This window comes from Holospora undulata HU1, assembly GCF_000388175.3.
GTDB classification, from domain to species: domain Bacteria; phylum Pseudomonadota; class Alphaproteobacteria; order Holosporales; family Holosporaceae; genus Holospora; species Holospora undulata_A.
Genome location: NZ_ARPM03000129.1, coordinates 1 through 10,541, shown reverse-complemented (window position 1 = coordinate 10,541; position 10,541 = coordinate 1). Strand labels below are relative to the sequence as shown.

Sequence of the window (10,541 nt, the reverse complement as noted above, 5' to 3'; positions counted from 1 at the left end):
TCACTACTGCTGATTTAGATATGAAAAATCTAGCGGCTAATTTTTCAAATGATAACCCTCACTTTGTTTTTAATACTTTTTTCGAAAATCTAATGAATATGTCATAACTTTAATTATATAATTTATTACGTAATTACAACTCTATCCAGATCCATTGTCATATTCTTTTTATAATCTTTTAGCTATATGTAAAGTAATTAACATCCTGTGAAATGGGGATGTCTGGTTAATTGGGGATCTATTTTTACCCTGCCTTACAAAAGTATTAATGCCAACTTGAAATTGTTTAGAATCTTATGAAAACGTAAGCTTTTCTTATGCGTTAATAGATAAAACTTTTAAGCAAAAATTTATAGAATAGGATTAATTAAATCCATATTAAAAATTATCTACTTTAAATTTTTTATAATATTTTTAGTACAGTTTTTTTATTTTTTCATTTTTATTAGCTTTTTTCTAAAACTTATAAAGTACTTCTACATAAATCTTTTCTTCTATCTATTTGCATTCAAAAAACTACAAACGCTTTACACCGTCGATAAACGCCATATAAAAAATATCTTTTTAGACCATCAAAAAAAAGCTAATCGAATTTTTTCGACCAGCTTTAAAATTATCTTATTTATTCTCCTTTAGGCGGTAGGAGGATTTCCACCAGCGGGAGGAAGAGGTCCCTCTAATCCACCACCAGGACCTGACGAAGATTCATCTTTTTGACCTGAACCTGAAAATTTCTTGCAGATATCCATAAATGCTCCTTCCATAGCATCTAGACGCTGCTCTATATCCCCCCCTGATCTGGATGAGCTATAGACCTCGTCTATAGGTTGACTAGGCCCGGAAGGATTGGGGCCTCCAGCAGGAGCAGCCCCAGCAGGAGGTGCAGGAGGCGCAGGAGGAGCTGGAGGCGCAGAAAATACGGAATTAAAAGCTACCATGGTAAAAAGAAATAAGAAAATTCGTTTTTGCATTTTTCACTGTTGTTAGGTTTTAAGTTATTCTACCTCATATTCTTTAATTTTTTATCAAACCTATTATTTTTTGAAAACTACGAAAAAAATTAAAAAAGCTCCATTCCGCTTTTTCACGCGGGCTTCATCTTATCATCGATTTTTTCATCTTCTACGTTTCTACTAACTTGCTCCATGCGAAGTTTTGCATTTTTAAGCAACTCATCACAATACTGGCGCAACCGCACCCCCTTTTCGTAAGCAATAACTGATTCTTCTAACGTTAGTCCTCCAGATTCAAATTTTTTAACAATCTCTTCTAACTGCTTCATTGCTGCTTCAAAAGATAAAGATGAAAGCGATTCTTGTGCACACTCAGACATTTTTTTCTCCCTTTTTATACAAGATTTTATTGTTTTTCAAATCCTTAGAAGGCTGAAATTTTTTAAATAACTCTAAAACTTCCTCAATCTCTTTTACGCTTAACAACTCATTTAAAACAATTCCTCCTGGAAAATCTTTAGAAATCAAAACATTAAATGGAATAGCCGCGCGAGAAAAAGATTTAAGTAAAGCAGTAATCTCATCAGCTCCAGTACTGTAATCCGCACGCATGCACACCATGTTCGGTTTTGCAAGAAGATTTTGAATATTTGGGTGCAAAAATACCTGCTTATTCAGCATACAAGTCAAACATCCCATCCCCGTTACATCAATGAAAACGATGCGTCCTGCTTGTATAGATTGACGCATCAGTGCAGGACTCCAGGGGATCCAATGAATTTTTCCGTCCTGCATGGAAATTTTTTGACTAGACTGTTGACTAAAAAACGGCAACAAAAATAGTCCTATTCCCGCCATACTAGGAAAAGCAAAAAGTAAAATACTTTTCCATAATAATGGCAACCTATATGTTAAGAAATAGTGTAACAATGGAACACATGCCATCAAAATTAGCAAACCAAGAGCCAATTGTTGCATAAAAACTGAAAGAAAAGAACGCAAAGGCCACCAAACTAACCAAATTGCCGCTCCCAAGAAAGAAATTCCTATTAAACGCTCTAGTATTACCATCCAAGCGCCGGGTTTAGGAAGAAAACGATAAATAGGAAAAACAAATCCAATAATGTAAGGTAACGCAAATCCACAAGCAATAGAAGTATATCCGTACAAAATTTCCTGCACTGTTCCGCACAAAAAATATCCCAAAGCAGGCCCCAAAAACGGAGCAGAACAAGGAGTTGCAAGAATAACTGCCAACAATCCCGACCCCAAAGCTCCAAGAGAGGTGCGATAATCTTTAGGAACAAAGTGCAAAGTCCATCTTGGAATATTAAATTGAAAAAGTCCCAACAGACTGTAAGAAGAAATGACCATTACCAGACAAAGAGCTATAAGAAAATAAGGGTTTTGTAGATGTATTCCCCATCCAACTTCTTTTTGAAAAACGAATTTCAATAAGATTGTAGTCAATGCCAGCAACCAAAATCCCAAAAAAATTCCAAGACTTGTCATTAAAAATGTACGCTTCAACAAAAAAGGAGACACTTTAGATAATCCCTTAAGCTTTAATCCCAAAACCGGTAAAACACAAGGCATAACGTTTAAGATAGCCCCCCCCAAAAACGCAAATAATAACATTTTCCAGCTTCTTCCTTGAAACGCTTGATAAGAATTTAACGGTAAGGAAAGAGTCTCTTTCACTATTTTACACACGTTTCCACAGCACTGCCCCCTAAATTCAATGTTCAACTTTCCACCATTGCGGTCTTTAAGCTGAACATAAAGCATAGCAAATACATGGTGCCGATAAATTTGACCTCTTTGTTTTGCCTCAAACCAAGGAATTGGCGCGGGCCACAGTACCTGAACATCTGATATATTTTCAGAATTTTTCCAAAAAATTTCTGGAGGATGACTTAATGTATCTCCAATACTCTTTGGTCCCATCAATTTCCAATGAGGAGTGATGAGAATTTTCAAAGGTACTTTTACGTAAGTTGCTGTTTCATAGACCACTTCTCCCCACTGAAGCTCTATGACAGATTCTGGAGATATACAAAACACCTTTGCAGAAAAAAAGCAAGAAAACAAGAACAAAAAAACCATTCTTAAGGAAAGAAACTGCTTTCTGTATATCAACAAAATCTGAACAAGATACAGGGATGACTAGAAAAATTATATACGAATTATTTTACAGGTGCAAACAATTAATAACTCTTTGAACGACGATAAATTTATTTTTTATAAAAAAAATTACGTTAGAATTAAATAATCATTATTAAGATTTTTCCAGTAATTTATAAAAAACAATAAATTAAAGATTCCTATTACTTTTAAAACTTTATAAGTATGAAAATTTCAAAAATTTATTTTTTCTTATCTTTCCTAAAACAAACTACCCCAAACTTTTTTTAAACTAAATAAAAGTTTCTTAAGTACATCCCTTAGCCCATTAAAAAACTCTATTACGTTATTGATACGCTTCAAAATCCCTCAGTACAAATAAAATTGACCGCCACACTAAGAAACAGAAGTCTTTACTCGCGCTGAACAGTTTTCAGTCATAGAAGAGTTCTTTTAAAAGTCTCTAAAAAAGATTGTATGTAAATTTTGTGAATATTGGGATTGATTTAAAAGCGGTTTTGTTCGAGGGGGGCAGCGGTACAAATGTAAAAAATGTGGAAAAAATTTCACGCGCCTTTCAATGAACCGAATTGCTCAGCGTTTTGTTGTCGGCGCCACCGCTGTTTTGAAGCGGGCGGGCACCTTAGGATCAAGGCTATGCGCCAAAATTGAGCCCTTCCCAGAAGACAAAGGTAGTGTCAAGGAAATCGATCAATTTTTGCATTATTAAAAAAAGAAGCAAAAAATTTGGATTTTTAAAGCTTGGATTTCAAAGTCTAGGATGTGCTGGAAAACAGCTCATCGATTGGGAATTTGGTGATCTCTCAATTCAAACTTTCAAACGACTTTTTGAACGATTAAAGAAAAGGAAAATTTTATTTTATTGCAAAGATCCTTTGGAAGGTTTTAATAAAATTATTCCAAGCAACCGCCTCTTTCAGGAAAAAGATAAAACGTTTTCCACTGAACAAAATAATGCTCGACACCGCCATTGGTTTGCAAGATTTCGCCCCCCCCTTGCAAACACAAGATCTCTTGAAATGCTAGAGGTAACACTGCTTATTTTTGCTCTACTTCACGTTAATAAAACTTTGAAAATTAATCATGCTGTCTTTGGTTAAGAGTCTCGAGTTTTTTATATTTTTATCTCTTTTTCTTACGACTATTTTCTTCTAACTAGCTTTATACAAAAATATTAAAGCTCCCCTCCTAAATTGTGAAAAAAATGATAAAAATGATAAGTTTATTACCTCTATTATACTCCTAAAGTTCCTCCGTGCTTTAAAATTACACGCCAGCAATATTTCAATGTATTCACTATAGTTAAAGAAACAGAAGAAAGGATCTCTCCATTAGAAGAATCCTCCCCACCCAAAGAATCTTCCTTAGGTAAAACTTCTGTTAAAGCGGTTGGGTCTGATTTTTGAACCTCTTCTAGTTCAGGAATCGGACGCTTGATTTCTCCATTTTTTAATAACTCATCAATTTCTTCCCCTGAAAGGGTTTCGTAAATTAACAAAGTTTCTGCCAATAAAATAAGCTGACTTTTATATTTGGTTAAGAGATCTAAAGTTCTTTTGTGCGCTTCTTTTAATAATTTTCGAATTTCTTCATCTATCTGATTGACCTCGTTATCTGAGATATGAGAAGCTAGCCCGCTCCAATATTCATCTTGCTCTCCATAAAATAGATACCCTATCTTCTTGCTCATCCCCCAATGCGTCACCATTTTTCTGGCTAAATTTGTAGCAAACTTAAAATCACTAGAAGCGCCAGTGGTAATACCTTCTTCTCCAAACATCATTTCTTCTGCTATGCGACCTGCCAAAGCAATGTCAAGATCAGCCAGTAAAGATGCTCTAGTTACAGAAACTTTATCAGTTTCTGGCAAACGCATTACTAGCCCTAAAGCCATTCCTCTTGGAACAATGGTTGCTTTGTGAATAGGGTCTGAATGAGAAGAATACGCAGCAACCAGTGCATGCCCTGCCTCATGAAAAGCAGTAAGACGACGATCCGATTCCGTCATCAACATATTTTTTCGTTCTGGCCCCATAAGAATCTTGTCTCGTCCTGCCTCAAAATCCTCTTTGTCTACGGAAGTTTTATTAAATTTTGCCGCTCTTAACGCTGCTTCATTAACTAAATTAGCTAAGTCTGCTCCGGAAAACCCAATAGTTCCCCGAGCAACTTGCAACAAAGACACTTCTGGAGCCAAGCGCACTTTTCGTGTATGTACACGCAAAATCCCCTCTCTTCCCTTTAGGTCTGGTAATGGAACCATAATCTGTCGATCAAATCGTCCAGCCCTGATCAATGCTTTGTCCAAAACATCTACTCGGTTAGTGGCTGCAAGAACTATAATTCCTTCCCGCTCACTAAACCCATCCATTTCTACCAAAAGTTGGTTGAGAGTTTGGTCCCTTTCATCGTGTCCCCCCCCAGCGTGCCCACCTCGCGCGCGCCCTACTGCATCAATTTCATCGATAAAAATAATACACGGCTTATGTTCTTTTGCCTGACGAAAAAGATCTCGAACACGGCTAGCACCAACCCCCACGAACATTTCTACAAAATCTGATCCAGACATAAACACGAAAGGAACACCTGCTTCCCCTGCCACTGCTTTGGCCAATAGAGTTTTCCCTGTTCCTGGCGGACCTACCAATAAGACGCCTTTAGGAATTTTTCCTCCCAGAACTTCAAATTTTTCAGGATTTTTTAAAAAATCTACAACTTCCTGAAGATCCTCTTTTGCATTTTCCGCTCCCTCCACATCAGCAAAAGTTATATGATGTTGATCAGGATCGATAAAATTAACTTTGGATTGCCCAAACCCCATAGAACGCCCAGCGCCTCCTTGAGATTGTCGATAATATAAAAACCAGATTAATCCAACAGTCAAAAAAGGAAGAGCAATTTGTAAAAGAGTATAAAAATTAAAAAAAGACACTTCTAGTGGTACAAAACGAAACCTCACCCCCTTATCTTTGAATAAATCCAAAGGAAGGTTTTGCAGCTGAACAATTTTGGGAAGAAAAACCTGAATCCGCTCACCCGTTTTGTATAAAGCCTCTAAAACTTCTCCTTGAAGTGCAACTTCTTGAATACGCCCCTCGTGAACACGATCAATAAACTCTGAATAATCCACAACTAAGGGAGCACTGGTCATTTTTTGTCGATACAAATTGAAAAACGAAAGAATCAGTAACCCCAAAATTATCCACAATACCATACTTTTTTTATTTTTTTTAAAATCCATCTAAAAAATGCACTTTCCAGAAAGCCTTTCAGTAGAGGATTTTACCAAAGTATTGAAGGTAAAGCAAGTTTTTAAAAACCTAACCTATCCCATGAAGAAAACAAACACCTACGACACATACCGAAAAGCCTTTTCTGCCGCTCTTGAAAAACTAAACGAAAGAAAAAACTTGCGTGTGCCAAAACTAAGCACAAAGATTTGAATTGCACCCAGGAGTGAAGGGGCTCGAACCCCTAACCGCCGGTTTTGGAGACCGGAACTCTACCAATTGAGCTACACTCCTTTTCCTTTTAGGACATTAGCAGATTTTTTTTGTTTTTGCAAGATGATTTTATCAGAAGTAATTAATCTTTAAATGTTCAAATCCTATTAGAAGGTGAATGCGTCTATTCTAAATTTACAATCTAGAATGTTTAAAAATTATTTCTTACGCTATATAGTCTTATCGGTTTGTGTTAGAATATAGAAAGATGTTTTTTTTAATTTACATTTCATTGTGATATTCCCTAAATTTGAAGTGAAAAAAACCACCTCCTATGGTCGATTAGGAACAATTTTGACAGCACATGGTAAGATTTCAACGCCCTCTTTCTTTTTCTGTTCCACCAAGGCAACAATTAAAGGAGTCGACACGTGGATCATAGAAAAATTGAACACCCCTGTTCTGCTAGCAAACACTTATCATTTAATGTTACATCCTGGAGCAGATGTTGTTGCCGATGCTGGAGGAGTGGGATCTTTTATGGGGTGGAATGGTCCAACATATACAGATTCTGGGGGATATCAGATTTTTAGTCTTGGGTATGGATGTGTGTCTCAAGAAATCAAGGGGTCTCCACGATCAAAACGCTATCTTAAAATTTCTGAAGCGGGAGCAGAATTTTTAAGTTATAGAGACGGATCTAAGTGGTGTCTTACTCCAGAACTTTCCATTCATGTTCAGCAAGCATTGGGAGCAGATTGTATTTTTACACTAGATGAATGCACGCCTTACCATATTTCTTACGAACACACACGTGCTTCCATGGAACAAAGCCACCGCTGGGCTCAAAGATCTTTAACAGCTTTTTTGAAGGAAGATTCTGTATATAAGAAAACTCATCAAGGACTTTATGGAATTTCTCAAGGGGGAATTTACCCCGAATTGCGCCGTGTCAGTGTGGATTTTTTAAATTCTATGCCGTTTTTTGGTCATGGGATTGGAGGATCTTTGGGAAAAACCTCTGTTGAAATGCGGGAAGTTTTAGATATGGCGCTGGAAAAGTTGTGCTCTGATCGCCCTATTCATTTACTAGGTATCGGAAAAATTGAAGATATTTTCGACGGAATAGCAAAGGGAATCGATACGTTTGATTGCGTGATCCCCACGCGATTAGGTCGCCATGGAGGCGCATTAATCAGACCGAATTATTGGAGCGATGCAAAAGAAGACTATCATTCTCGTTCTTCTATCAACTTACTAAAATCTTGCTTCAAAAACGATCATCGTCCCATTGACGAGCTTTGCTCATGCCCCACGTGTTTGCGTTATACTCGTGCTTACCTTCATCATTTAATCAAATCAAAAGAGATTACAGCTGGGTCTGCGCTTACAATTCATAACATTTTTTTTATGAACACTATGATGGAAGAAATTCGCAGAGGTATTGATTTGAACATTATGCCCGAAGTGCGTTCAAAATGGTTGGGAAGATAAAATTACAGGTTCCTAAGTTTTCAAGATAATTAAGTCAAATAAAATATTATTAAATTAGGAAAATCATTAAGTTAGGAATTGGAAAAATTAAAAAATAAAGAGATATCAGAGCATCGTGTTCAGAAAATTTAGAATATTAAGGAATAAGGAAACAAATGGTTGAGAGCAATAAAATTTATACCCTTTGCGTAGATTCAGAATTTTCTGGAATACGATTGGATCAATTTTTGGCAAAACGTCTTCCCAAGTGCAGCAGAACATGTATTCAAAACATGTTAGAGCAAGGACAGGTGAAAAATTCTGAAGGAGCTTTGTCTAAAAAACACCAATCTATGAAAGTTTCTTTTGGAACAGTGTTTCGTGTTGAAATTTTTCCTCCCAAACCTTGTGAATTAAAACCTATCTCTATGCTCTTGGATATTTTATATGAAGATGAAGATATCGTTGCCATCAATAAACCTGCAGGACAAGTAGTGCATCCATCCATAGGACATCAAGAAGATAGTTTAGTACACGGGCTTCTTGCGCATTGTAAAAATCAGCTTTCTGAATTAGCAGGGCATCAGCGCCCAGGTATCGTGCATCGTTTAGATCAGTTTACTAGCGGAGCATTACTGGTTGCCAAAAATGACCTATCCCACCGTCACTTAAGCGAGCAATTTGCTCAAAGGCGCATTCGTAAGACTTATTGGGCTATTGTTTATGCTTGCCCCACCCCTTTGGCAGGGCGCGTTGAAGTTCATATGGGACGACATCCCAGGTATCCACTGCGTATGTCTGTTAGTCTGACTCAGGGAAAAGTATCTATAACGCGTTACAGAACGAAAGCGCGTTCCAAATGCCAAAAGTACAGCCTTGTAGAGTGTTTTCCAGAAACCGGAAGAACTCATCAAATTCGTGTACACTTGGCCCATTTAGGCAATGGAATTGTGGGAGATCACATCTATGGGCGCCCCCATAAAGATTTATCGCGTCAAGGACTTCACGCCTATCAATTATCGTTTACTCATCCGACAACGAACGAAAATGTATCTATTACTAGCAAAATCCCAGAAGATATGATGATTTTTTTACAACTTTATTTTGATGAAAGCACCATAAGACCGTTATTTTAGATAAATCGTCTAAGGCCAAAAAACTTCTTTTTTTTGTATACCTTTCCCTTTGCAAAAATTATCATTTTTTTGGCTTTCAACATAGAAAAACAAGCGTGTTATGGGTATACATCTATATTTTCGTACACTACAGGCGCTGAAGAATTTTTAGGAGCAAGAAGTGCGGCAGTGGCAACTGTAGTTGCTGCTGCTGCCAACGGCCAACCGTACCCCCCAGCGTATACTCCTCCACCGTACCCTCCTGCATATCCGCCGCCTCCGCTAAAGGATGCACTTTTTTGAACATTATTAGATATGTTTGGACTTTTATTTACTCCAACAGTGTTATGGGGGTGCGTAAAATGTCTTCTGGCGCCTGCATAGCCTCTAAAGGCACCGTGGCCTCCTCCTCTTGCAAATGCTCCGGCATTCATTATTATGTTTCCTATGAGTAGTAAAAAATAAAAGTTTTTCATTTCTTGTACTTTTTTGTTTATTTTTATTTTTATATTTTATCATTTTAATATTAAAAAAATAATGATTTGTTTATTATACTTGCTACGTACGTAGTTTTTGAGCGGAGAAGCTTTTTATTTAGAGTTAGTCTTTTTCAAATTTAGTTTTAAGTGAGTACAAACCCGTTTTTAAAGTTAACAAGACCTGCAATACATAGCTAAATCAGTATAAAAAGATTACGATAATGTTCTTCTTATATGTGTGGCTTGGACACATTTTTTCTCAATAGAGATTGAGGTCAGGGGAATGATGAGGCAAATAAAGCAAACTATGGCATCTTCTAGTATCTTGTGCATATCTTTCCCTTTATGGAAATTAGCGTTAGTCATAACACTACTGCTTTCTTTTGGAAGATTTGGTAATAAAATCTGCTGCACCCAAGATGTCCCCCCCTTTGCAAGCTAGATATCAGAACCTGTATTCATGATTTAGCTATCCTTCTTAATAGGATCATGGAATAGGCTATCATACTTATGTTTTTAGCAGTCGCTATGGCAATTTCATAATCTTTAGACGCCCTTCGAAAAGGATTTAGCTATCCTATGTTCTTTCGACGATCCAACGCTTTGGAAGTATGGCCCATTCTTGAGATATATGCTCTGAGATTACTATAGTTTTATTCAATATATTTCTTACAAATGCCTCCATGGGGTTTCTATATCCCGCATCTGCACACACCCCATTTAATTTAGGATATTTTTGCAACATTTCCTTAAAAACTCTGCACCCAGCACCTGTGTCATTGGCCTTATGAACAGTGATATGGAGCAGATTGCCTTGCCTATCAACACCACTATGATGCCGTTTACGTATCTTTTTTCCCTCCATCTATACCTATTTTTTCTGAGGCTCCTGTGGGGGTAACACTTGTTTTAACACTTTGTGAATGATGCTAT

Annotated in this window: 11 protein-coding genes and 1 tRNA gene; 5 read left to right on the top strand and 7 right to left on the bottom strand. The window is 37.0% G+C overall.

Annotation, left to right across the window (positions count from 1 at the left end; translation table 11 throughout):
• Positions 1 to 632: 632 nt before the first annotated feature.
• The 3 genes from K737_RS03270 to K737_RS03260 all read right to left on the bottom strand — a co-directional run bounded on the left by K737_RS03270 (position 633) and on the right by K737_RS03260 (position 3,059).
• Positions 633 to 938, bottom strand: a complete 306-nt coding sequence (locus tag K737_RS03270) for a hypothetical protein (protein WP_152531069.1) — start codon at positions 936 to 938, stop codon at positions 633 to 635.
• 146 nt (positions 939 to 1,084) lie between these two features.
• Positions 1,085 to 1,333: an exodeoxyribonuclease VII small subunit gene (locus K737_RS03265; protein WP_006304727.1), complete on the bottom strand. Its 249-nt coding sequence runs from the start codon at positions 1,331 to 1,333 to the stop codon at positions 1,085 to 1,087.
• On the bottom strand, positions 1,326 to 3,059 hold the full coding sequence (locus tag K737_RS03260; RefSeq protein ID WP_006304725.1) for a protein-disulfide reductase DsbD family protein: 1,734 nt from the start codon (positions 3,057 to 3,059) through the stop codon (positions 1,326 to 1,328). The genes K737_RS03265 and K737_RS03260 overlap by 8 nt, the downstream gene beginning before the upstream one ends.
• A 598-nt stretch (positions 3,060 to 3,657) precedes the next feature.
• Here K737_RS03260 and K737_RS11585 point away from each other — a divergent pair.
• Positions 3,658 to 3,807: a hypothetical protein gene (locus K737_RS11585; RefSeq protein WP_023491447.1), complete on the top strand. Its 150-nt coding sequence runs from the start codon at positions 3,658 to 3,660 to the stop codon at positions 3,805 to 3,807.
• Positions 3,773 to 4,198 carry an IS1 transposase gene (locus K737_RS10030; protein WP_006304724.1) on the top strand — a complete coding sequence of 142 codons (426 nt, stop codon included), beginning with the start codon at positions 3,773 to 3,775 and terminating at the stop codon, positions 4,196 to 4,198. The genes K737_RS11585 and K737_RS10030 overlap by 35 nt, the downstream gene beginning before the upstream one ends.
• Before the next feature lie 134 nt (positions 4,199 to 4,332).
• On the opposite strand, the gene ftsH is transcribed toward K737_RS10030, so the two are convergent.
• Positions 4,333 to 6,339: an ATP-dependent zinc metalloprotease FtsH gene (gene ftsH / locus K737_RS03250; protein WP_006304722.1), complete on the bottom strand. Its 2,007-nt coding sequence runs from the start codon at positions 6,337 to 6,339 to the stop codon at positions 4,333 to 4,335.
• Positions 6,340 to 6,549: 210 nt separating this feature from the next.
• Positions 6,550 to 6,622 (bottom strand) — tRNA-Trp (locus K737_RS03240).
• 216 nt (positions 6,623 to 6,838) lie between these two features.
• Here K737_RS03240 and tgt point away from each other — a divergent pair.
• Positions 6,839 to 8,035, top strand: a complete 1,197-nt coding sequence (gene tgt, locus K737_RS03235) for a tRNA guanosine(34) transglycosylase Tgt (protein WP_373279900.1) — start codon at positions 6,839 to 6,841, stop codon at positions 8,033 to 8,035.
• 155 nt (positions 8,036 to 8,190) lie between these two features.
• A complete protein-coding gene (locus K737_RS03230) occupies positions 8,191 to 9,150 on the top strand; it encodes an RluA family pseudouridine synthase (RefSeq protein ID WP_006304716.1) in 960 nt (319 codons plus the stop codon).
• 98 nt (positions 9,151 to 9,248) lie between these two features.
• Here K737_RS03230 and K737_RS03225 read toward each other — a convergent pair whose 3' ends face one another.
• Positions 9,249 to 9,605 (bottom strand): hypothetical protein, encoded by a 357-nt coding sequence (locus K737_RS03225; RefSeq protein ID WP_006304714.1) that lies wholly within the window; start codon positions 9,603 to 9,605, stop codon positions 9,249 to 9,251.
• A 289-nt stretch (positions 9,606 to 9,894) separates the two neighbouring features.
• On the opposite strand from K737_RS03225, the gene K737_RS11100 reads away from it, so the two are divergent.
• Entirely contained in the window at positions 9,895 to 10,050 is a 156-nt protein-coding gene (locus K737_RS11100) for a hypothetical protein (protein ID WP_235075673.1), read from the top strand.
• 135 nt (positions 10,051 to 10,185) lie between these two features.
• Here K737_RS11100 and K737_RS11095 read toward each other — a convergent pair whose 3' ends face one another.
• The gene (locus tag K737_RS11095) at positions 10,186 to 10,473 is read right to left on the bottom strand and encodes a hypothetical protein (RefSeq protein ID WP_006304713.1); all 288 of its coding nucleotides are present in this window, start codon (positions 10,471 to 10,473) and stop codon (positions 10,186 to 10,188) included.
• Between the last annotated feature and the right edge of the window lie 68 nt (positions 10,474 to 10,541).

Coding starts and splice junctions, on each gene's coding strand:
- K737_RS03270 (WP_152531069.1), bottom strand. CDS start 938: ATGGTAGCTTTTAATTCCGTATTTTCTGCGCCTCCAGCTCCTCCTGCG.
- K737_RS03265 (WP_006304727.1), bottom strand. CDS start 1,333: ATGTCTGAGTGTGCACAAGAATCGCTTTCATCTTTATCTTTTGAAGCA.
- K737_RS03260 (WP_006304725.1), bottom strand. CDS start 3,059: ATGGTTTTTTTGTTCTTGTTTTCTTGCTTTTTTTCTGCAAAGGTGTTT.
- K737_RS11585 (WP_023491447.1), top strand. CDS start 3,658: ATGAACCGAATTGCTCAGCGTTTTGTTGTCGGCGCCACCGCTGTTTTG.
- ftsH (WP_006304722.1), bottom strand. CDS start 6,339: ATGGATTTTAAAAAAAATAAAAAAAGTATGGTATTGTGGATAATTTTG.
- K737_RS03230 (WP_006304716.1), top strand. CDS start 8,191: ATGGTTGAGAGCAATAAAATTTATACCCTTTGCGTAGATTCAGAATTT.
- K737_RS03225 (WP_006304714.1), bottom strand. CDS start 9,605: ATGAAAAACTTTTATTTTTTACTACTCATAGGAAACATAATAATGAAT.
- K737_RS11100 (WP_235075673.1), top strand. CDS start 9,895: ATGAGGCAAATAAAGCAAACTATGGCATCTTCTAGTATCTTGTGCATA.
- K737_RS11095 (WP_006304713.1), bottom strand. CDS start 10,473: ATGGAGGGAAAAAAGATACGTAAACGGCATCATAGTGGTGTTGATAGG.